The 21,442-nt window shown below is 69.8% G+C and carries 21 protein-coding genes, 1 pseudogene and 1 riboswitch; of the genes and pseudogenes, 13 read left to right on the forward strand and 9 right to left on the reverse strand.

Annotation, left to right across the window (positions count from 1 at the left end; translation table 11 throughout):
* Positions 1-14: 14 nt before the first annotated feature.
* A complete protein-coding gene (gene hisC / locus ACIQM0_RS29700; protein ID WP_401292437.1) occupies positions 15-1,094 on the reverse strand; it encodes a histidinol-phosphate transaminase in 1,080 nt (359 codons plus the stop codon).
* A 371-nt stretch (positions 1,095-1,465) separates the two neighbouring features.
* Here hisC and ACIQM0_RS29705 point away from each other — a divergent pair, with 371 nt between their 5' ends.
* The 3 genes from ACIQM0_RS29705 to ACIQM0_RS29715 all read left to right on the forward strand — a co-directional run bounded on the left by ACIQM0_RS29705 (position 1,466) and on the right by ACIQM0_RS29715 (position 4,817).
* The gene (locus ACIQM0_RS29705; RefSeq protein ID WP_078617615.1) at positions 1,466-2,578 is read left to right on the forward strand and encodes a LacI family DNA-binding transcriptional regulator; all 1,113 of its coding nucleotides are present in this window, start codon (positions 1,466-1,468) and stop codon (positions 2,576-2,578) included.
* 173 nt (positions 2,579-2,751) lie between these two features.
* Positions 2,752-3,810 carry a metallophosphoesterase gene (locus ACIQM0_RS29710; RefSeq protein WP_401292438.1) on the forward strand — a complete coding sequence of 353 codons (1,059 nt, stop codon included), beginning with the start codon at positions 2,752-2,754 and terminating at the stop codon, positions 3,808-3,810.
* Between the two features lie 182 nt (positions 3,811-3,992).
* Complete coding sequence (locus ACIQM0_RS29715; protein ID WP_401292439.1) at positions 3,993-4,817, forward strand: hypothetical protein; 825 nt, start codon at positions 3,993-3,995, stop codon at positions 4,815-4,817.
* 66 nt (positions 4,818-4,883) lie between these two features.
* Here ACIQM0_RS29715 and thiC read toward each other — a convergent pair whose 3' ends face one another.
* Entirely contained in the window at positions 4,884-6,698 is a 1,815-nt protein-coding gene (thiC, locus tag ACIQM0_RS29720; RefSeq protein WP_401292441.1) for a phosphomethylpyrimidine synthase ThiC, read from the reverse strand.
* Positions 6,691-6,824, reverse strand: a riboswitch (TPP riboswitch). (Overlaps the previous gene by 8 nt.)
* A gap of 67 nt (positions 6,825-6,891) precedes the next feature.
* Between thiC and ACIQM0_RS29725 the strand changes: the two genes are divergently transcribed.
* Positions 6,892-8,232, forward strand: a complete 1,341-nt coding sequence (locus ACIQM0_RS29725) for a YibE/F family protein (RefSeq protein ID WP_401292443.1) — start codon at positions 6,892-6,894, stop codon at positions 8,230-8,232.
* Between the two features lie 80 nt (positions 8,233-8,312).
* Here the strand turns inward: ACIQM0_RS29725 and ACIQM0_RS29730 are convergent, their stop codons facing one another.
* The 4 genes from ACIQM0_RS29730 to ACIQM0_RS29745 all read right to left on the reverse strand — a co-directional run bounded on the left by ACIQM0_RS29730 (position 8,313) and on the right by ACIQM0_RS29745 (position 10,523).
* Entirely contained in the window at positions 8,313-8,750 is a 438-nt protein-coding gene (locus ACIQM0_RS29730; protein WP_024489558.1) for an SsgA family sporulation/cell division regulator, read from the reverse strand.
* A 101-nt stretch (positions 8,751-8,851) separates the two neighbouring features.
* Positions 8,852-9,622, reverse strand: coding sequence for an IclR family transcriptional regulator (locus ACIQM0_RS29735; protein WP_401292446.1), 771 nt, complete (start codon positions 9,620-9,622; stop codon positions 8,852-8,854).
* Positions 9,623-9,851: 229 nt separating this feature from the next.
* Positions 9,852-10,067 (reverse strand): DUF5326 family protein, encoded by a 216-nt coding sequence (locus ACIQM0_RS29740; RefSeq protein WP_363022909.1) that lies wholly within the window; start codon positions 10,065-10,067, stop codon positions 9,852-9,854.
* Positions 10,068-10,205: 138 nt separating this feature from the next.
* Positions 10,206-10,523: a cupin domain-containing protein gene (locus ACIQM0_RS29745; RefSeq protein WP_363022907.1), complete on the reverse strand. Its 318-nt coding sequence runs from the start codon at positions 10,521-10,523 to the stop codon at positions 10,206-10,208.
* Between the two features lie 68 nt (positions 10,524-10,591).
* On the opposite strand from ACIQM0_RS29745, the gene ACIQM0_RS29750 reads away from it, so the two are divergent.
* The 5 genes from ACIQM0_RS29750 to ACIQM0_RS29770 all read left to right on the forward strand — a co-directional run bounded on the left by ACIQM0_RS29750 (position 10,592) and on the right by ACIQM0_RS29770 (position 14,905).
* A complete protein-coding gene (locus ACIQM0_RS29750) occupies positions 10,592-10,969 on the forward strand; it encodes a phage holin family protein (RefSeq protein ID WP_385041271.1) in 378 nt (125 codons plus the stop codon).
* Between the two features lie 67 nt (positions 10,970-11,036).
* Positions 11,037-12,167, forward strand: a complete 1,131-nt coding sequence (locus tag ACIQM0_RS29755) for a cystathionine gamma-lyase (protein ID WP_401292450.1) — start codon at positions 11,037-11,039, stop codon at positions 12,165-12,167.
* A 218-nt stretch (positions 12,168-12,385) separates the two neighbouring features.
* Positions 12,386-13,282, forward strand: a complete 897-nt coding sequence (locus ACIQM0_RS29760; protein WP_401292453.1) for a LysR family transcriptional regulator — start codon at positions 12,386-12,388, stop codon at positions 13,280-13,282.
* 63 nt (positions 13,283-13,345) lie between these two features.
* Positions 13,346-13,825, forward strand: coding sequence for an NUDIX domain-containing protein (locus tag ACIQM0_RS29765; RefSeq protein WP_401292455.1), 480 nt, complete (start codon positions 13,346-13,348; stop codon positions 13,823-13,825).
* Positions 13,826-13,999: 174 nt separating this feature from the next.
* The gene (locus ACIQM0_RS29770) at positions 14,000-14,905 is read left to right on the forward strand and encodes a GNAT family N-acetyltransferase (protein ID WP_401292457.1); all 906 of its coding nucleotides are present in this window, start codon (positions 14,000-14,002) and stop codon (positions 14,903-14,905) included.
* Positions 14,906-14,985: 80 nt separating this feature from the next.
* Here ACIQM0_RS29770 and ACIQM0_RS29775 read toward each other — a convergent pair whose 3' ends face one another.
* Together ACIQM0_RS29775 and ACIQM0_RS29780 are read right to left on the reverse strand one after the other, a co-directional pair.
* Entirely contained in the window at positions 14,986-15,414 is a 429-nt protein-coding gene (locus tag ACIQM0_RS29775) for a heme-binding protein (protein WP_401292459.1), read from the reverse strand.
* 99 nt (positions 15,415-15,513) lie between these two features.
* Positions 15,514-16,743, reverse strand: a complete 1,230-nt coding sequence (locus ACIQM0_RS29780) for an MFS transporter (protein ID WP_401292462.1) — start codon at positions 16,741-16,743, stop codon at positions 15,514-15,516.
* Between the two features lie 142 nt (positions 16,744-16,885).
* Between ACIQM0_RS29780 and ACIQM0_RS29785 the strand changes: the two genes are divergently transcribed.
* Genes ACIQM0_RS29785 through ACIQM0_RS29795 form a run of 3 tightly spaced genes read left to right on the forward strand, consistent with a single transcriptional unit; the run spans position 16,886 to position 19,036 of the window.
* Positions 16,886-17,344 (forward strand): MarR family transcriptional regulator, encoded by a 459-nt coding sequence (locus ACIQM0_RS29785; protein ID WP_363022891.1) that lies wholly within the window; start codon positions 16,886-16,888, stop codon positions 17,342-17,344.
* A gap of 47 nt (positions 17,345-17,391) precedes the next feature.
* On the forward strand, positions 17,392-17,844 hold the full coding sequence (locus tag ACIQM0_RS29790) for a GNAT family N-acetyltransferase (RefSeq protein WP_401292465.1): 453 nt from the start codon (positions 17,392-17,394) through the stop codon (positions 17,842-17,844).
* 28 nt (positions 17,845-17,872) lie between these two features.
* Entirely contained in the window at positions 17,873-19,036 is a 1,164-nt protein-coding gene (locus ACIQM0_RS29795) for a winged helix DNA-binding domain-containing protein (RefSeq protein WP_401292468.1), read from the forward strand.
* 36 nt (positions 19,037-19,072) lie between these two features.
* Here the strand turns inward: ACIQM0_RS29795 and ACIQM0_RS29800 are convergent, their stop codons facing one another.
* Positions 19,073-20,455, reverse strand: a complete 1,383-nt coding sequence (locus ACIQM0_RS29800) for a serine hydrolase domain-containing protein (protein WP_401292471.1) — start codon at positions 20,453-20,455, stop codon at positions 19,073-19,075.
* A 239-nt stretch (positions 20,456-20,694) separates the two neighbouring features.
* Here ACIQM0_RS29800 and ACIQM0_RS29805 point away from each other — a divergent pair.
* Positions 20,695-21,435: pseudogene (locus ACIQM0_RS29805) on the forward strand (dienelactone hydrolase family protein).
* The last annotated feature ends 7 nt before the right edge of the window (positions 21,436-21,442 follow it).

Consider the following 21,442-nt stretch of genomic DNA (forward strand, 5'->3'; position numbering starts at 1 on the left):
CCGCGCCCACCCCTTCACAGCTCCTTGCGGTACGACTCCGTCACCTTCAGGAACAGGTCATTGGCCTCGTCCTCGCCGATCGTGACCCGCACACCCTCGCCCGCGAACGGCCTGACCACCACGCCGGCCTTCTCGCAGACCGCGGCGAAGTCGGCGGTACGGTCCCCCAGCCGCAGCCAGACGAAGTTCGCGTGGGACTCCGGCACCGTCCACCCCTGCCGCACCAGCGTCTCCTGCACCCGCTGCCGCTCGCACACCAAGGAGCCCACCCGTCCCAGGAGTTCGTCCTCGGCGCGCAGCGACGCCACCGCCGCGTCCTGGGCGAGCTGGCTGACACCGAACGGCACCGCGGTCTTGCGCAGCGCGGCCGCCACCGGCTCGTGGGCCACGGCGAAGCCGACCCGCAGACCGGCCAGACCGTAGGCCTTGGAGAACGTCCGCAGCACCGCCACATTGGGCCGGTCCCGGTAGATCTCGATGCCGTCCGGCACGTCGGCGTCGCGGATGAACTCCTTGTACGCCTCGTCCAGCACCACGAGCACATCGCCCGGCACCCGGTCCAGGAACCGCTCCAGCTCGGCCCTGCGTACCACGGTGCCGGTGGGGTTGTTCGGATTGCAGACGAAGATCATCCGGGTCCGGTCGGTGATCGCGTCCGCCATCGCGTCCAGGTCGTGCACCTCACCGTCGGTCAGCGGCACCTTCACCGACGTCGCGCCGCTGACCTGCGTGATGATCGGGTACGCCTCGAAGGAGCGCCACGCGTAGATGACCTCGTCACCCGGTCCCGAGGTGGCCTGAAGCAGCTGCTGCGCCACACCGACCGAGCCGGTGCCGGTGGCCAGGTGCGAGACCGGCACACCGAAACGGTCGGACAGCTCGTTCATCAGGCCGGTGCAGGCCATGTCCGGGTAGCGGTTGAAGTGCGCGGCCGCGGCCATCGCGGACTCCATCACCCCCGGCAGCGGCGGATACGGATTCTCGTTGGAGGACAGCTTGAAGGCGACCGGTCCGTCCGAGGCGGCCGGCTTGCCCGGCACATAGGCGGGAACGCCGTCCAGCTCGGCGCGCAACTTGGGGCTCGTCTGGCTCACCGCAGGTCCTCCTCGACCGTCCGCACACATCAATACTGCTCACCATATGAGGATTGAGCGCCGCTGCGAACGGCGGGACAGAGGATTCGTCCGGTGGGCCCCGGAATGAGGGGGAGCGCTCCGCCCCCTGGCGCGCGCCGGTGGCTCACTCCGTGGCGCGCGTCCCTCGAAGAGGTGAGTTGAGACCTCTTCGAGACATCGCCCCCACGGCAGGCCCATCCGGTCCGACACCCGACACATGATGGTCCTGCCCAACAACACCCTTGGTTAACAAGGCTATTGACCGCTGATGACCATGCAGAAACGTGCCTGCCAACGCGTGCATATGCGGTCAGACCAACTGCCCGTGCGCGCCCTACTATCGGCTCGCCATGACAGCAGCAGGGAAGCACCAGGTGAGCCGGACGGAGACCCCCCGGCGCGGCGGCAGGCGGGGACGAGCAGGTATCCGGGATGTGGCCGCCGCCGCCGGAGTCTCCATCACGACCGTCTCCGACGCGCTCAACGGCAAGGGCAGGCTCCCGGACGCCACCCGTCGCCATGTCCGCGAGGTCGCCGAGCGCTTGGGCTACCGCCCATCCGCCGCGGCCCGAACGCTCCGTACCGGCAAGTCCGGCCTGATCGGCCTGACCGTGACGACCTACGGGGATGAACCCTTCACCTTCACCGAATTCGCGTATTTCGCCGAGATGGCCAGAGCCGCCACGTCCGCCGCGCTGGCCCGCGGCTACGCCCTCGTCATCCTGCCCGCCACCTCACGCCACGACGTCTGGTCGAACGTCGCCCTCGACGGCACCGTCGTCATCGACCCCTCCGACCAGGACCCGGTCGTCACCGAACTCGTCCGCCAAGGCCTGCCCGTCGTCTCCGACGGCCGGCCGGCCGGGACCCTCCCGGTCACCGCCTGGGTCGACAACGACCACCGGGCCGCCGTGCTCGATCTCCTCGACCACCTCGCCGCCGCCGGGGCCCGCCGCATCGGGCTGCTCACCGGCACCACCACCGACACGTACACCCGGCTGTCCACCACCGCGTACCTGCACTGGTGCGAGCGGGTGGGCCAGGATCCCGTGTACGAGTCCTACCCCGCCCACGACCCGTGTGCGGGCGCGGTGGCCGCCGACCGCCTGCTGGCGCGTCCGGACCGCCCTGACGCCGTCTACGGGCTCTTCGACCCCAACGGCACCGATCTGCTCGCGGCGGCCCGCCGGTACGGTCTGCGCGTCCCTGAGGACCTGCTGCTGGTCTGCTGCAGCGAATCCACCGTCTACGCGACGACCGAGCCGCCCATCACCACGCTCTCGCTCAAACCGCGCAGGATCGGCACCGCGGTCGTCCAACTGCTCATCGACGCCATCGAAGGCGTGGACCAGGACGGCCCGGTGGAGCAGGTGATACCGACGGAGCTCATCGTCCGGACCTCCTCGCAACGCCGTCCGCCCCGCACCACGGTCAGCGCGCCGCGCTCTCCAGCAGGGGATTGATCAGACCAATTGGGACTAATCGACCGGATAACCCGGCGTGCGTTCGGATTGACCACCCCTGGTGCGTCACAGAGCACGATTCGCATTCCTATGATGGGCGGACGACACCGCGGACCGCCCCGACCAGCAGGGCCCGTCAGGTGTACGGCGGCGCGACGGTGGTGGAGGGGTCGATGACACAGGGGGCCGGTCAGGAACCCGCGGTGCGGACGGCGACGTTGCGCGACTTCCGCGTACCGCCCTATGCGCAGTCCCCGGCGCCGCCTGCGGCTCCGCACCCGGGGAACGCCTTCCCGGAAGGTGAGCCGCCGGTGGGGTACACCCCCACCGAGCGCGACCTTCCGGTGATCACCCGCGACAACACCGTCCAGGTGCGGGCCGTACCCGAACCGCGGCCCGCCCAGGATCCGGAGCTCGGCCCCCTGTACGTGGTCGGTGACGTCCACGGATATCTGGACGAGCTCCACGCCGCCCTCGCCGAACAGTGCCTGATCGACGCCGAAGGCAACTGGTCCGCGGGCAACGCGCGGATCTGGTTCCTCGGCGACTTCACCGACCGGGGCCCCGACGGCATCGGCGTCATCGACCTCGTGATGCGGCTGTCCGCGGAGGCCGCGGCCGCGGGCGGCTACTGCAAGGCCCTCATGGGCAACCACGAGCTGCTGCTCCTCGGCGCCAAGCGGTTCGGCGACACCCCGGTGAACTCCGGCGCGGGCACCGCCACCTTCCAGGCCGCCTGGCTGCTCAACGGCGGCCAGAAGACCGACATGGAGCGGCTCCAGGACGTCCACCTCCAGTGGATGTCCCGGCTCGACGCGGTCGTCGAGGAGGACGGGCATCTGCTGATGCACTCGGACACGACGGCCTACCTCGACTACGGAACCACCATCGAGGACGTCAACGACACGGTGCACGCCATTCTGACGCGGAACGACGCCGATGAGTGCTGGGACCTCTTCCGCAAGCTCACCAAGCGCTTCGCCTTCCGCGACGAGTCGGGCCCGCAGGCCGTCCAGCAGCTGATGGCGGCCTACGGCGGCCGACGTGTCGTCCATGGCCACAGCCCCATTCCGTACCTGCTCGGCGAGGTCGGCTCCGAGGACGGCGAGGACAGCGCGACCCCGCTGATCGACGGCCCCCACGTGTACGCGGACGGGCTCGCCATCGCCATGGACGGCGGAGTGACCATGGCCGGAAAGCTACTGGTCGTCCAACTCCCCCTGCATGACTGACGGCCTTCGGGGAAGACGCATGAACGACCTGACCATGCCAACCGCTGGGCCTATTTCCGGAAACCCCCTGTCACCCTGTGCCGTGGGCGCTCTACCATCGGCGTACCAGTAGCAGGCTCTCCTCCGTTTCCGCCCAACTGCCCGGTCGAATCGGGCATACAGGCCCTACGGAGCATCGGGGGATGCACATGAACAGCGCTCCGCACCTGCTGACCGAGGACCGCCCCGAGTACGAGCGGATCCTCGACGACGCGCTGCGTCACGCCCATGAACGACCAGATCTGGCCGCAGTCGGCGAACAGCTCAACCCGGTCCAGCTGCGCACCATGGCGATGGCCGCCACCGCCCTCATCACCGCCACAGCGGCCACCGAGTACGAGCACTACGTGAAGGCCCGCGAGGAGCTGCGCGCCACGGCCGCCGGCACCGACCAGGACGCCGCCCGGGGAACCGGAGCCGGCGATCCCAGCCAGTTGGGCGCCGGCATAGGAGCCGTCGTCACGGTGCTGGCCCCGGTGCTCGCCGGCACGGCCGCGGTGATCTTCCTGCTGGTCGGCTACGTCCTGAAGATGCTGAGCCCGCCACCGTCCTTCGCGGGGACCATGGTCGGCGCGGGCTGGTTCTTCGCGGCGCTCACCGCGGCCGCCATCCTGATCGCCGCCATCGGCCTCCTCATCACCGCCCTGCGGAACGGCTCCACCTCCCTGGCCGCCGACGACCCCGGCGAGGAACTGCCGGAGGACGTGGCCCGCGCCCGGGAGGCCTGGCGGCACGCACTGCTGGAACGGGGCATCCTGCCGTTCCTGCGCGACGCGCTCGCCGACCCCGGCGCCGCCCCCGCCGCCCGTACCCCGTACCCCTCGGCCAACCGCATACCGAAGATCGGCTACAGCAGGCCGGACTTCTCCAGCCCGGACGACGGCCCGGCGGCCGCGCCCCGGCCGACCTTCACCAGCCCGGACTTCTCCAGTCCCGACTTCGGTGGCCCCGAACACGAGATGGACTGACGGGTCCGGGGGACGCCGGCGCGTCGTACCGGCCGGCGCGCGCCCGCCGGTACGACGCGCCGTGCCTCAGTCCGCGACCGGCAGGTAGACCCGGTTGCCCGCGGCCGCGAACTCCTTGGACTTCTCCGCCATACCCGCCTCGATCTCCGACTGCGAACCGCCGTGCTCACGCCGGATGTCGTGCGAGATCTTCATCGAGCAGAACTTCGGACCGCACATCGAGCAGAAGTGCGCCGTCTTCGCCGGCTCGGCCGGCAGCGTCTCGTCGTGGAACTCCCGTGCCGTGTCCGGATCGAGCGCCAGGTTGAACTGGTCCTCCCACCGGAACTCGAACCGGGCGTCCGACAGCGCGTCGTCCCACTCCTGCGCCCCCGGGTGCCCCTTGGCGAGGTCCGCCGCATGGGCCGCGATCCGGTAGGTGATGACCCCGGTCTTCACATCGTCCCGGTTGGGCAGGCCGAGGTGCTCCTTGGGCGTCACGTAACAGAGCATCGCCGTTCCCCACCAGGCGATCATCGCGGCCCCGATGCCCGAGGTGATGTGGTCGTACGCCGGCGCGACATCGGTGGTCAGCGGGCCGAGCGTGTAGAACGGCGCCTCCTCGCAGAGCTCCTGCTGGAGGTCGATGTTCTCCTTGATCTTGTGCATCGGGACGTGCCCCGGGCCCTCGATCATCGTCTGGACGCCGAACCGCTTGGCCACCGTGTTCAGTTCGCCGAGCGTGCGCAGTTCGGCGAACTGCGCCCCGTCGTTGGCGTCCGCGATCGATCCGGGGCGCAGCCCGTCGCCCAGCGAGTACGTCACGTCGTACGAGGCGAGGATCTCGCAGAGCTCCTCGAAGTGCTCGTACAGGAACGACTCCTTGTGGTGCGCGAGGCACCACGCGGCCATGATCGAGCCGCCCCGGGAGACGATGCCGGTCTTGCGGCGGGCCGTCAGCGGAACGTACGGCAGGCGCACGCCGGCGTGGACCGTCATGTAGTCGACGCCCTGCTCGGCCTGCTCGATGACGGTGTCCTTGTACATCTCCCAGGTCAGCTCCTCCGCCCTGCCGTCCACCTTTTCGAGGGCCTGGTAGAGGGGCACGGTGCCGATCGGCACCGGGGAGTTACGCAGAACCCACTCACGGGTGGTGTGGATGTTGCGGCCGGTGGAAAGGTCCATGACCGTGTCGGCGCCCCACTTGGTCGCCCAGGTCATCTTGTCCACCTCCTCCTCGATGGAGGACGTCACCGCGGAGTTGCCGATGTTGGCGTTCACCTTCACCAGGAACCGCTTGCCGATGATCATCGGCTCGATCTCCGGGTGGTTGACGTTGGCCGGCAGCACGGCCCGGCCCGCGGCGATCTCCTCGCGCACCACCTCGGGCTCGACGTTCTCCCGGATCGCCACGTACTCCATCTCCGGGGTGATCTCGCCCCGCCGGGCGTACCCGAGCTGGGTCACCGGGCGCCCGTCCCGGCTGCGCCGCGGCCGGCGCGGACGGCCGGGGAAGACGGCGTCCAGATTGCGCAGTCCTTCCCCGAGCTCCCGGCTTCGCTCGGGCAGGGGAGACCCCGTCCGCGGTGAGGTGTGCTTGAACCCGTCGTCCTCGGGCCGCGCGGCCCGGCCGGCGTACTCCTCGGTGTCGCCCCGGGCGATGATCCAGTTCTCCCGCAGAGGTGCGAGTCCGCGGCGGACATCGGTGTCGATGGCGGGATCGGTGTACGGCCCCGACGTGTCGTACAGCGCCACGTCCTTGCCGTTGGTGAGGTGCACCTGACGGACCGGCACCCGGAGGTCCGGGCGCGCGCCCTGGACGTATCCCTTGTGCCAGCCGATGGACTTCCCGGCCTCGTCGCTCTGATTGGAGGCAGGCGTGCGTGCGTCCGCTGTGGTCATGAGACCTACTCCCTACGCCGGCATTACCCGGTAACAGGTTCGGCGGTCGGCGCAGCGTGTCCCGTACGGACGTACGGAGATCAGCGCCCTCTCAGCCCGGTGCTCCGAGCTCCCGCGTGTGCAAAGGTGCCACCACGCTAACGCCCTCGCGGGTGTGCTGAACAGAGGGCCCTGTTCTTGCGATGATCGGCCGGTGACAGCCCCTCGTACCGTTCCCGAACAGCCGGGCCATCAGCACACCCACTCGCACAGCCACGGCCCCGCCGCCCCCGTGTCCAAGCACCTGCGCAAGGTGATCGCCGCCGTGCTGATCCCGTTCGCGGCCGCGGTCGCTGTCGGTCTGCTGGTGCTCTGGCCCGGTGGTGCGCCGGCGCACGAGCGCACCGGTGTCGGGTTCGACCGGCAGACCCAGCAGGCCAGGGTGGTGAACATCGACAGGGTCGACTGCAAGGACGTGAACGCGGCCCAACTGCCCACCAGCGGCGAGACCACGCCGTCGACGGGAGACCCGGCCACCGGTGGCGACGGGGCCGGACTCTGCGAGAAGGCCACGGTCGAGGTCACGAGCGGCGAGGACAAGGGGCGCACCTTCATCGAGGTGGTCCAGCCCGACGCACCCCGACAGCTGCGGGAGGGGCAGGGGGTCGTGGTCGCGTACGCCCCCGACGCGCCCCATGACCTCCAGTACTCCGTGACGGATGTGAACCGGAAGTTCCCGATGGCGCTGCTGGCGGGAATCTTCGCCGTGGCGGTGGTCGTCGTGGGCCGACTGCGCGGGGTCATGGCACTGGTGGCGCTCGCCCTGTCGTTCGCCGTGCTGACCCTGTTCATCCTCCCGGCCGTCCTGCAGGGCTCGAATCCGCTGCTCGTGGCGGTCGTCGGGGCCAGTGCCATCATGCTGATCGCCCTCTACATCTGCCACGGGCTGACCGCCCGCACCTCGGTCGCCGTCATCGGCACCCTGATCTCACTGCTGCTGATCGGGCTCCTCGGCTCGCTCTTCATCGGCTGGGCGAGCCTGAGCGGGAACACCGACGACAGCACCGGCCTCATCCACGGCCTGTATCCGCACATCGACATGAGCGGTCTGCTTCTGGCCGGCGTCATCATCGGTTCGCTGGGAGTGCTCGACGACGTGACGGTCACCCAGACGTCGGCGGTCTGGGAACTCCACCAGGCGGACCCCACGATGAACGCGAAGCAGCTCTACCGGGCAGGGATCAGGATCGGACGGGACCACATCGCGTCCGTGGTCAACACCCTGGTGCTCGCCTATGCGGGCGCCGCGCTTCCACTGCTGCTGCTGTTCTCGATCGCCCAGAGCAGCATGGGCACGGTGGCCAACAGCGAGCTGGTGGCGGAGGAGATCGTGCGCACACTGGTCGGCTCGATCGGGCTGGTCGCCTCGGTGCCGGTGACCACCGCGCTCGCGGCACTGGTCGTCTCCACGGACCGTACGGGGGTCGGCGCGGAAGCCGGGGCTTCGGCACCCGTACGGAGTGGCGGAGGACGCCGCCGACGGGCGAGGTCCTAACAGTCGGTCACGGAAAGTGATTCACCCGTTCGGCAGGTGTGATGTTCGACCGACACCCGGGTCTGGAAGCACGATCCCCGTCAGCCGGCGTTCTGTTCCTCGGCCAGAATTCGCCCCAACGCCTCTTCGAGATTGCCCTCGAAATCACCCAGCGTGCACTCCTGCCCGAGGGGGACGAGCTTGTCCGTCCTGTCGAGAAAGGCCACAAGTGGTGCCGTACCTGCCCTGAACAGGGCGCGGTCCGCCCCCACCTGGAGCCGGATGTGGACATCGCACAGCCCTTCGGGCTCGGTCGGCCCGATATGTACGTCGCCGTCGCCACTGGGGCTGTTGAGGCCGTCGAGCAGCAGCTCACGGCCGAATGCCCAGGTGACGGGGGCGTCGCCGGGCAGATGGAAGGTCATCCGGATCGCGTACGGATCGCACACTTCGTACCGGAGCTCCACCGGGATCCGGAAAGAGAGCTCCTCGGAGACGAGGAAGCTCATCATGACCTCAGCTTGAACCGACTCGCGCATCGTTCAACCCCGCAGTAGATGAATCTGGCCAGGAATGATCCCCCGTGGCCCTATTGACGCCATCGTGGTGCACGCGATAGCAGATCACAAGGAGTGATTTTTCAGATACTGATAGAGAACACGAACGAACGCAAGAGGCTGGCCACTTCGCCACGTAGTCGTTCGACTGCGGGGAGCAACCGTTCTTCCTGGTCGAGAGGTATCGAAATGGCCATCGCCGCCGCCGTGAAACCGGCCGTGATCGGGATGGCCGCGCAGACCGTCCCGAGGGCGTACTCCTGTCGCTCGACGACAGGTTCCGCTCGCTCCAGCGACCTCAGCCGTTCAACCAGCGCCGGGCGGTCGCGCACGGAGTAGCGGGTCAGCGGGCGCACCGGATACCGGTCCAGGTGGTCCTCGCGGGCCTTCTCGTCGAGCTGGCTCAGCAGGCACTGGCCGATCGCGTGGGCGTGCCCGGTCTCCTGGAAGGCAGCCCATTCCTCCACCGCGGGCGCTGCCGGGGTGTCGGCGACCGCGACGAGTTCGATCTCGCCGTCGCGGTAGACGGCGCAGTACACCGGGGCTCCGATGATGTCCCGCCAGCGGCCCAGCGACTGGGTCATCCGGCTGCGACGGTTCTGCAGGGCGCCGTCGTTCACCAGCCGCTCGGCGGCGGCACCGAAGAGGAAGACGCCGTTCTCCCGGCGCAGATATCCCTCATGGGTGAGGGTGCGCAGCAGGTGGTAGGCGGTGGGCAGCGGGAGCCCCGCCTCCCGCGCGAGCTGTTTGGCCGGAGCCCCGTCGCGATGGGCGCCCACGGCCTCCAGCAGCTTCAGCGCCCGCTGCACCGATCCGATCAACGTCGGCACAGCGGTACTCGATGCCGTGGTCAACGGTCACCCCCAGGCATGGTGACGGGCGGTCAGCCCGCCTGTGGAGGCCGCCCCCACATGTCTGCCGCGGGCCTGACTCCGGAAGGCGTGCCCACCACTGGTCAGGTGGTGACTGGCGGTGCTCTCCCAGGCGGCGACAGCGAATTTCACTGTATCGGCAGCGCCCGAAGGGGGTGTCGTTTCGTCTTCCGCTTAGCTCAGCTGGGCTAACGGCCTCCCGGTCGCGCGGCTACCAGCCACCGCCCGAGGAGGACGACATGAACTTCCGCACGAGGAATACGATCCCGCCGACCAGGACCACGAAGATCAGGACCTTGAAGAGCAGCCAGACGACGAAGCCGACCACGCTGGCGATCAGGCCGCCGAACACGACGATGGCGATGACGGGCACCGCGATCCACTTCACCCACCAGGGCATTCCCGCGAATATCTCCCGCACGGCCATCGTCCATACCTCGTCTCTGTGAGTTCCTGCTCCGATGCTAGAGGTGCGGGGGTGGTCGGCGGGGGCCTCGCAGCCCTTGAACTCCCCTGATCGAACCCCTAGGGATCCCCGAGAGACGGCTCCGCCTCCCGGACCCCCTCAGCCCTCGGGCGGCGAGAAGACCACCATCACCCGCAGGTCCTCGGTGATGTGGTGGAACTTGTGGGCCGTGCCGGCAGGTACATACACGACACTTCCTCTGCCCACCTGGGTGGTTTCCATGCCCACGGTGATCGACGCGCGCCCGCTGACGACGAGGTAGACCTCGTCCTGCTGGTGCGGCTGCTGCGGGTCGAGGTCACCGGCGTCCAGCGCGTACAGGCCGACAGACATGTTCCGTTCGCGTACGAACTGCAGATACGCCCCGTCGTTGGCGGCCCGTTCCGCTTCCAGCTCGTCCAGTCTGAATGCCTTCATGACCTGTCCGTCCCTTGCCTCTGCCCAGCCGGTGTCCACCACCGATCATGTCTGCCACGATCAGACACATGAAGAATTTCGTAGTCAAGACGATCGCCAACGCGGGTGCGCTGGCAGTGGCCATCTGGCTGCTCCAGGACATCACGCTGTCCGGCGGCAGCACCGGCCGCAAGGTACTGACCCTGATCGTGGTCGCGCTGATCTTCGGCCTGGTCAACTTCTGTGTGAAGCCCGTCCTGAAGCTGCTCACGCTGCCGCTCTTCATCCTCACCCTGGGGCTGTTCACCCTGGTGGTGAACGCCCTGATGCTGATGCTGACCTCCTGGCTGGCCGGCCAGTTCGATCTGAGCTTCCACGTCCACGGCTTCTGGACCGCCGTCCTCGGCGGACTGATCATCTCGATCGTGTCCTGGGCGCTGAACGTCGTCCTGCCCGACGAGGACTGATCCGCGTACACCTGGAACAGTGCAGGCAGAACCGGTGACGGACCGGGGAGAGCAGTGAGGACGCAGTATGAGCACCATGGGCGACGGAACCCGCGCGGTACGGGCCGGCCTGCCGGAACCGGAACAGTACGAACCGACTCTCCCCGGTCCGGTCTTCGCCGCTCACTTCCACCTCTCCGGCGAGCCGACCGGCCCGTACACCTACGGCCGTGACACCAACCCGACCTGGACCCATCTGGAACGGGCCATCGGCGAGCTCGAAGCGCCGGGGGAGAGCGTCGAGACCACGGTCTTCGCCTCCGGGATGGCGGCGGTCTCGGCCGTGCTGCTCTCCCAGACGCGCACCGGCGACGTGGTCGTGCTGCCCGACGACGGATACCAGGCGCTCCCCTTGGTACGGGCGCAGCTGGAGGCCTACGGGGTCGAGGTGCGGACCGCCCCGACCGGGGGCGATGCCCAGCTGGCCGTCCTGGAAGGGGCCAAGCTCCTGTGGATCGAGACCCCGTCCAACCCCGGGCTCGACGTCTGCGACGTGCGGCGGCTCGTCGAGGCGGCGCACGCGGGCGGGACGCTGGTGGCCGTGGACAACACGCTCGCCACCCCGCTCGGCCAGCGCCCGCTGGAGCTGGGGGCCGACTTCTCGGTGGCCAGTGACACCAAGGGCATGACCGGGCACGGCGACATCCTGCTCGGCCACGTGGCCTGTCTCGATCCCGAGCTGGCGGCGGGGGTGCGGCGGTGGCGCAAGGTGGTCGGTGCGATCCCAGGGCCGATGGAGGCCTGGCTCGCGCACCGCTCGCTGGCCACCCTGGAACTGCGCGTCGAGCGGCAGTGCGCGAACGCCCTCGCTCTCGCCGAGGCGCTCGCCGGGCACCGGGAGGTGACCGGGCTCCGGTATCCCGGGCTGCCCACCGACCCCTCGCACCCGAACGCCGTGCGGCAGATGCGGCGCTTCGGCTCAGTGGTGTCGTTCGTCCTGGCCGACCGGGAGACCGCCGAGCGCTTCCTCTCTGCGCTCCGGCTGGCCGAGGACGCGACCAGCTTCGGCGGTGTGCGCTCGACCGCCGAGCGACGGGCTCGCTGGGGCGGCGACGCCGTGCCCGAAGGCTTCATCCGCTTCTCGGTGGGCGCCGAGAACCCGGCGGACCTGGTGGCCGACGTGGAGCGGGCGCTGGCCGAGGCAGTCGCCGGAAGCTGAGCGTCCGTACGGACAGCAGCCGATGCGGTACGGACGGCCCGAGCCTCCCCCCTCGTGGCTCGGGCCGTCCCGGCACGCCGCGTTCCGCACGCGACGAACCGCCTCGACAAGGCTAGTTGACTCTGCGTCAGTGTCCAATCACAGTAGCGGCAGCGGCCTATCGGCATATTTATGGTTGTCCGGGCCCGACACGTCGCAACGGTGAGAGGGGACAGGACATGGACCTGGCCCTGCTGCGCACCTTCGTCACCGTGCACCGGGCCGGTTCGTTCACCCGGGCTGCCGCGCTCCTCGGCCTCTCCCAGCCCGCCGTGACCTCCCAGATACGCACCCTGGAGCGGCAACTGGGACGCCCCCTCTTCCTGCGCAGAGCCCGCGGTGTGACTCCCACCACCATCGGGGACGAACTCGCGCACCGGGCCGCTCCCCACCTGGACGCGCTGGTGGAGATCACCGAGGCGGAGCTCGACGAGGAGTCGGGCGTTCGCACGCTGCATCTGGCCGGGCCACCGGAGTTCACCTCGCTACGGGCGCTGCCCGCGCTCACGCCGCTGATCACCCAGGGCCTCGCCCTGCGCAGCTCGTTCTCCGCGGACACCGACGAGACGCTGGATGGCCTGGCCGCCGGACACCACGATCTGGCCATCGTGACGGCCCGCCCGCGCGGTGGGCTGCTCACCGCGACCCCGCTCTGCGACGAGGAGCACGTCCTGGTCGCCGCGCCCCGCTGGGCCGGGCGGCTGGGGCCGGGCACTTTGCGGCGCAACGGCCCGGTGGTCCTGGAACAGCTGCCGGTGGTGGAGGTGCACGAGAGCCTGCCGCTCGTCTCCCGCTACTGGGCCGCGGTCTTCGACAGCCGGCCCGCAGCCGCCGGGGCCGTCATCGCACCGGACCTCCGGGCGGTTCTGGAATGCACGGTGGCGGGCGCCGGGCTGGCCGTCCTGCCCCGCTACCTCTGCGAGGGCGCGCTGGAGCGGGGCGAGGTGGTGGCACTCCTCGATCCTCCGGTGCCCCCGCTGCGCACCTACTTCCTCGCCGCGCGGAGCGGCACGCTCGCGCTGCCGCATCTCTCTCGCGCGCACGAGTGGCTGCTGCGCGCCGCAGCCGACTGGTGACCTCAGAACGGTCCAGCAGCCCTCAGGTGTTTCAGAACGGGTCCAGCGGGCCACTCTCTTGCCATGACCGAACGTCCCGTGGTCAAGCGCACCGCACGCGCCATCCTGCTCGACGGCAACGACCTCATCCTCATCAAGCGCACCAAGCCGGGGGTGGATCCGTACTGGCTCACTCCGGGCGGCGGGGTCGAACCCGAGGACGCGACCGTCGTCGACGCCCTGCACCGCGAGGTGGACGAGGAACTCGGCGCCAAGATCACCGATGTGGTCCCCTGTTTCGTCGACACCGTGGAACACATCGAGGGCGGCGGAGTGAAGGGCGTCAAGGTCCAGCACTTCTTCGTCTGCCGGCTCGACTCGATGGACCTGTCCCTGCGTCATGGACCCGAGATCGAGGCCCCCTGCGGGGAGTACGACGTCGTCCGGGTGCCGTTCAGCCGGGTCGGGATCGCTGCCGTCCACCTCGTACCGCTGTCGCTGCGCCATTACCTGGACGGCAACATCGAGGGCGTGCGCGCGATGCATGCGACCGATCTGGGCTGATCGGCTGCGGAGTTGTTTCACGTGAAACAGCCACGCGAAAACGGCTCAGGCTATTCAGCTCAGGCGAAACGGCTCACGCAAAAGGCCGTCCCGGCGTGGCCGGCGGCTGCGGGTCTCGGCCAGTTCCGTTAAAGCGGTGGACGAGCGATCATTACGTCGGAGAGCCTGACCCTCATGTCCAGTCCACTGCCCCGCCCGCTCGCCGGTCTGCCCGTCCGGCGCCTCACCCGGGACGATCTGGTCCCCTGCGCCGATCTCTCCGAGGACCGCGGCTGGCCGCGTGACGAGCACCGATGGGGACTGCTCCTCGCAGCGGGAACGTGCTTCGGCATCGACGACCCCGACCGTAAGGGCCTGATGGCGACCTGCGTGGTGACCTCCTACGGCCCGCGCATGGCCGCCATCGGCATGCTGCTGGTCGCCGGCCGCCACGCCCGGCAGGGGATCGCCCGGCAGCTGATGCACCAGGTGATCGAATCGACCGGGGGCACTCCTCTCAGCCTCTACGCGACGGCACAGGGCCGGACGCTCTACGAGAAGCTCGGGTTCGTCGCGGTGGGCCGCGCCGAGCGGATGAGCGGGCATTTCCAGCCGCCTGCCGATCCCGGCAGCACGGATGCGGATGTTGATCCAGGTCTTGGGCTCAGCCCCGGCCTCACCGTTCGCCCTGCCTCGGCCGGAGACCTTCAGGCCATGCTCCGGCTGGACGGAAACGCCTTCGGGCTCGACCGGACACACCTCCTGACCCGCCTCCCCGCCTTCGCCGACCACCTGCGGGTGGCCGAGGAAGGCGGAGAGCTCGTCGGTTATGCGGGGCTCTGGCCGAGCTTGGCCAGCCATGTGGTCGGCCCGCTCGTCGCGCGGGACACCGCCACGGCGAAACTCCTCGTGTCCTCGTTGGCCGGGGCGACCGACCGGCCGCTGCGCGCCGACATCGACGGCCGTCACGAGGAACTGCTCCGCTGGCTCGGGGAGCGCGGACTTGGACACGACTCGGCGACCACGGTGATGACCCTCGGGGAGCAGCCGCCGGGGGACTGGACGCAGTGCTTCGCGCCGCTGAGCGTGGCGACGGGCTGACAACCCCGGCGGAGGGCCGTACGGTCCGGGCGGTTCCGCCGGCCGGTGGTCCCGGCCGGCTCGGCCCGGTCGTCGCGAGCTCAGACGAGGCTGTCCACAGCGGCTGTGGCGAACCCGTGATCCTGCTCGGGTGCCCCGCCACCGACACCGACAGCGCCGATCAGACGGCCGTCGCGGTGGACCGGGACGCCGCCGGCGATGAACAGCAGCGGGCGGTCCAGTGCGGTCGGCAGGGTGTGGAAGAGCCCTCCCGGCTGGACGGCGTCGACCAGGTCGGCCGTGGGGGCGTTGAGCTGAAGGGCCGTGTAGGCCTTGCGGGTGCTGGTCTCACCGGCGATGAGAACGGCCCGGTCGTCGCGGCGGAAGGCCAGCAGATGGCCGCCCGCGTCGAGGACCGTGACCGCCGCGGCGACGCCTGCCGCCTCGGCGGCCGTACGGGCCGCTTCCACGAGCGCCTCCGCGTCCTGCGTGGTGAGCGGGGCGACGGCGGCAGTGATGGTGGTGCTCATGGGGGTCTCTCCTTGATGCGGGTGTAGTGCGATGCAGTGCGACGCGATGCGGCGCGCTGCGGGGGTGCGTGGGTTGACGCGTGGGACGTGTGCGGCGGATCAGTGCCGGGCCGCGGGTACGGCGGCCGGCTCGGGCACGGCGGCCGTACCCGGGATGTGGGTGGCGACCAGACGGCTCCGGGTGGCCGTGCGGCGCTCCAGGGTGCTGGAGACGACGGCGAGGACCAGCGCGGAGGCGGCGAGGACCGCGCCGACCCAGTTGGGCGCGGTGTAGCCGAAACCGGCAGCGATGACGACGCCGCCGAGCCAGGCCGACAGGGCGTTGCCGAGGTTGAAGGCGCCGATGTTCACGGCGGAGGCGAGGGTCGGGGCGCCCGCCGCCTGGTCGAGCACCCTCTTCTGCAACGGGGGCACGGTCGCGAAGCCCAGGCCACCGATCAGCACGATGGTGACGGCTGCCGCGATCTTGTTGTGCGCGGTCAGGGTGAACAGCGACAGGACCAGGGCGAGCGCGCCCAGCGACACGTACAGCAGGGGCATCAGGTGGCGGTCGGCGAATTTGCCGCCGAGCAGGTTGCCACCGACCATGCCGAGTCCGAAGAGGACCAGCAGCCAGGTGACCGAGGAGGCCGAGTAGCCGGCGATCTCGGTCATCATCGGTGTGATGTACGTGATCGCCGCGAAGACTCCGCCGAAGCCCAGCACCGTCATCGCCATGGCGAGCAGGACCTGCACATTGCGGAACGCGGCCAGTTCGTGGCGGAGCCGGACGCCTTCGGCGCGGGGCTGGTCGGGGACGAGCCTGGCCACTCCGAGAAGGCCGATGACACCGAGGCCGGCGACCGCGAAGAACGTGGCCCGCCAGCCGACGCTCTGCCCGATGTAGGTGCCGAGCGGGACACCGACGACGTTGGCGACGGTGAGACCGGTGAACATCATGGCGATCGCACCGGCCTTCTTGTGCGGAGCGACCAGATCGGCCGCCACCACCGATCCGATGCCGAAGAAGGCGCCGTGGGCGAGGGAGGCGATGACCCGGCCGGCGAGCATCACCTCGAAGACGGGTGCGGTCGCGGACACCACGTTGCCGATGACGAACAGCCCCATCAGGATCATCAGCATGCGTTTGCGGGTGACCCTGGTCCCGAGAACGGTCATCAGCGGGGCGCCGAGGACGACACCGAGCGCATAGCCCGTGACGAGGAATCCGGCGGCCGGGATCGAGACCTGGAAGTCCGCAGCCACCTCGGGGAGCAGCCCCATGATCACGAACTCGGTGGTTCCGATACCGAATGCCCCGATGGCGAGGGCGAGAAGCGCGAGCGGCATGGGTTACACCTTCCCTGGAGATTGCGTCTGCGCCTTACGAGCGTCCACAATAATTGCAGACGCAGGTTAATTGCAAGCGCGGGCTATTGCATGCGTCGCCTATCCTGTACGTAAGCAGCTCCAGCACGGAGGAGAGACACCCATGACAGCGACGGACCCTGCACTGACCGCCCTCTCCCAGGGCTGGTGCGCGCTCTCCCTGCTCCACGGGAAGATCGAGGCCCACATCGAGCGTGCGCTGCAGAGCCGGCACGACCTCAGCGTGAGGGAGTACTCACTGCTGGACGTGCTGAGCCGGCAGCACAGCGGACCGGGCGGACATCTGCAGATGAAGCAGGTGGCCGACGCCGTCGTACTCAGCCAGAGCGCCACCACACGCCTGGTCACCCGCCTCGAGGACCGCGGTCTGCTGACCCGGTACCTCTGCGACACCGACCGCAGGGGCATCTACACCGACGTCACCGAGTCCGGTCTCGCTCTGCTCGCCGAGGCCAGGCCGACCAATGACACCGCCCTGCGCGCCGCACTCGACGAGGCTGCCAAGGACCCCGAGCTGGTCCCGCTGGTCCGGGCGGTCGAGGAGCTGAAGGTCCCCGTATAGCCCGGTTGCCGCCGCGTGGCCCAGGGCGGCTGCGTAGGCTGCTGATCATGAGCGATCTGGACATACGTGCCGCGGGCATCAACGACCTCTCCGAGATCGTGGCCATGCTCGCCGACGATCCGCTGGGCGCGGCGCGCGAGTCGCCGGACGACCTCACGCCGTACCGGGCCGCTTTCCAGCGGCTGGCCGGGGATCCGAACCAGTACCTCATGGTCGCCGTGCGCGCGGACCGGATCGTCGGCACACTCCAGCTGACCGTGATCCCTGGCCTCTCCCGGCGCGGCTCGACGCGCTCGGTGATCGAGGCCGTCCGTGTCCACAAGGACGAACGCGGCAGCGGACTCGGCACCCGCCTGATCCAGTGGGCGGTGGACGAATCCCGGCGCCAGGGATGCGAGTTGGTCCAGCTGACCTCGGACGCGACCCGGACCGACGCACACCGCTTCTACGAACGGCTCGGCTTCGCCGCCAGCCACGTGGGCTTCAAGCTCGCCCTCTGACCGCAGACCGGCACCCGAGGGAGCAACGGTGCACCACATCAGCGACGAGCAACGCCGCATCAGGCTCGCCGGACGCCATCTCCTGGCACCCGCCCTGCGGGCCGGATCCCCGGTGGCCGTGGCCGACGCCCTGGTCGCGTTGCATGCCACCGACGCGGCCACCGTCTTCCTGTCCGTCTGCGCCAGGCTCCGCACACCGGACGTCGCCGCGGTGGAGAAGTCCCTGTACGAGGACGTCTCACTGGTCAGGCTGCTCTCCATGCGTAACACCCTCTTCACCGTGTCGGAAGTGCTGGCCCCACAGATCGAGGCGTCGAACGCCCGCGCGGTGGCCGCCAAGGAGCGCCGGACCTTCCTGAAGCACCTGGCCGAGGACGGCCAGGGACTGGACGAACCCTGGCTGGACGACACGGAGAAGGCCACCCTGACGGCCCTGACCGCCCGCGGGACAGCCACCGGCAGCGAACTCTCCGCCGCTGTGACCGCCCTGCGTACGAAAATCACGGTCTTCCCAGGCAAGAAGTACGAGGCGGTGCAGGGGGTGGCCTCCCGGGTCCTCCGCATACTGGCCGCCGAAGGCCGGATCCGCCGGGACCGGCCCCGGGGCTCCTGGACGTCCAGCCAGTTCCGCTGGACGGCTGCCGAACCCCGGCCGGTGCTCGCCACCGCCGGGGCACAGGCGGAACTGGCCCTGCACTGGCTCCGCTCGTACGGCCCCGGATCCGAGGCCGACCTCAAGTGGTGGACGGGCTGGGGGCTCGGGCAGGTCCGCAAGGCGCTGGCAGCCGTCGGAGCCGAGGAGGTGCGGCTCGACAGCGGCACCACCGCCTGGGTCGCGCCTGGGGACACCGCGCCAGAACCGGCACCGGAGCCCTGGGCGGCTCTGCTGCCCGCGCTCGACCCGAGCGCGATGGGCTGGGCCGACCGCGGTTTCCACCTCGCTCCCGAACACCGGGCAGCCCTCTTCGACCGCTCCGGCAATATCGGCCCCACGGTGTGGTGGAACGGCCGCATCGTCGGCGGTTGGGCACAGCACGCCAACGGCGAGCCGGTCTGGCGGCTCCTGACCGACACCGGCCGGGACGCCACCGCCGCAATCGAGGAGGAGGCATCCCGGCTGGCGGGCTGGGTGGGGGAAGCGCGGATCACTCCACGCTTCCGCACCCCACTGGAAAGCGAGTTGACGGCCTGACCGCTCCGCCGCTCTGTTTCACGTGAAACACGGCACTCAACTTCCCAGGCCACGCCAGCCGTTCTCGTCCACCCCGCCCGGAACGGCCGCCGCGGGATCGTACGGTTCACGCGTGAAGACGAACGAACCCAGGTCCAGATGGTTCACACTGCCGTCGTCGTTCCGGACGATCCGCAGCGTCTCCCCCGCGTAATAGCCGTCCAGCCCGATCCAGGTGCCGTCCGGCCGGGCGGTGAACCGCGCACCCCGGCCATCACCGCGCAGGCCGCGGAGTTCCAGTCCGCGATCGGGGTTCAAGCGCAGGATGTTGGCACGCGTGCCCCAGTACCAGGGGCCGGTGAGCGCGAGGAGGTCCGCGTCCACCTCGGGCAGCGGGCGCCACGGCTCCGGGATGCGGGGCTCGGCCTCGGCGACGATGTCCACGAGCTCAGCGGCCACCTCGCCGATCGGCGGGCCCGAGGTGACGTTGGCGAACACGACCGCGGCCACATCCTCCTCGGCGCAGAACCACAGGGCGGCCAGAAAACCAGGAAGCGACCCGGTGTGCCCGATGAGCGTGCGGCCCTTCCTCCGGATCACCTGCAGCCCGAGACCGTAGTTCCCTTCCCAGTCCCCCGACTCGGGCGGCGCGGACGGCTCCTTCATCTCCGCCACGGAAGCCGCGCAGAGCACCCGGTCGTCTCCCTCCGTAAAGAAGGCGGCGAACCGGAGAAGATCGGCGGTGGTGGACCAGAGCTGACCGGCCGGCGCCATCAGTCCGAGGTCCTCGGCCGGCTCGGGCAGCATGACATCCGCCCACGGATGGACAGCCCAGCCACCGGCATGCGGCGCCTCCGCCTCCGGACCCGTACGGTGCATGCCCAGCGGCTCCAGCACCTCACGCCGCAGAACCTGCGCCCAGGGCGCTCCGCGCATGGTTTGGATCAGCGCTCCGAGCACCGTGTAGCCCGGGTTGGAGTAGTGGTGACGGCGGCCGGGAGCGTGCATCCGGGTCTGCTCACCGAGTACATCGGCCAGCTCGGGCCGCAGGCTGCCCGGCGTCCGCTCCCACCAGGGAGCGGGCGACTCAGCGCCGAGCCCCGCACTGTGGCCCAGCAGCTGATGGATGGTGGCCTCGCCCGCTCCCGTTCCGGGCAGGTGCTTCTCCAGCGGATCGGCCAGATCCAACAGACCCTCGTCACGCAGCCGCAGGACCAGCACCGCGGTGAACGTCTTGGTGAGGGACCCGATTCTGAACTGTGTGTCGGCATCCGGGGCATGGCCGTCGACACAGGTGCGGGAGCCGTTCCAGACGGCCTGCCCCCGGCGCTGCACCGCGGCGGCCAAGGAGGGCGCGCGGCCTTCGGCCTGGGCGGTGGCGATGCGGTGCAGCAGAGCGCGCCGGGTACCCGGAAGCAACTGTTCAGCAGGAGTAGTCATCGTCAACAACTACCGCCCCGAACCGCCGGGTGCGAAATCATTTCCCGGCTCGTTCGAACTGGGCGGTCGGGGTCGATCCGACGCTCACCGACATCGGGAACGTCGACCACAGCACGACGGTCCTCAAGGCTCTCCCTCAAGTAGTGCGCGATCGGCGGTGGGCCGGCCCGCACCCGGGCTGTTCCGCCGTCGGTGAAGACCGGCCCGACCGGGCTCGACGGTCGCTACAGTCCGGTCTCATGAAGACGGTTGCCACGCGCACGGTGGAGTATCCGGCAGACGGCCTGACGATGGTCGGGCACCTCGCGCTCCCGGCCGGTACCGGCCGCCGGCCCGCGGTCCTGATCGGCCCCGAGGGGACGGGGCTGAACGACTTCCAGCGCCGCCGGGCCGACGCGCTGGCCTAACTGGGCTACGTGGCGCTGGCCTTCGACATCCACGGCGGGCGCTATTTGGGCGACGCCGAGGAGATGCTGGCCCGTTGCATGCCGTTGCTCGCCGCCCCCGACCGGATGCGGGACATCGGCCACGCGGCCCTCGACGTGCTGCGCGCCGAACCGCGGACCGACCCCGACCGGATCGCCGCCGTCGGCTACGGCACCGGAGGCGCGATCGCGCTGGAACTCGGGCGCGACGGGGTCGACCTGCGGGCGATCGGGACAGTCAACGCACTGACCACGGGCCGACCGGGCGGGGCGGCACGCATTCGCTGCCCGGTGTGGGCCGGTGTCGGGTCGGAAGACCCCATCATGCCGCCCGCGCAACGGGAGGCGTTCACCGCCGAGATGCAGGACGCGGGCGTCGACTGGCGTCTCGTGGTCTACGGCGGAGCCCTTCACGCCTTCCACCACCCGCCGGTCGACCACACCGTGCGTCCCGGTGTCGGCCATCACCCACGGCACGCGCAGCGAGCCTGGCGCGATGTCGTCGATCTGCTCGCCGAGTGCCTGCCCGTCGCGGAGCCGCCGTCCGGCCGATGAGGTCTTC

Source organism: Streptomyces sp. NPDC091387, from assembly GCF_044756945.1.
Classification (GTDB): Bacteria; Actinomycetota; Actinomycetes; order Streptomycetales; family Streptomycetaceae; genus Streptomyces.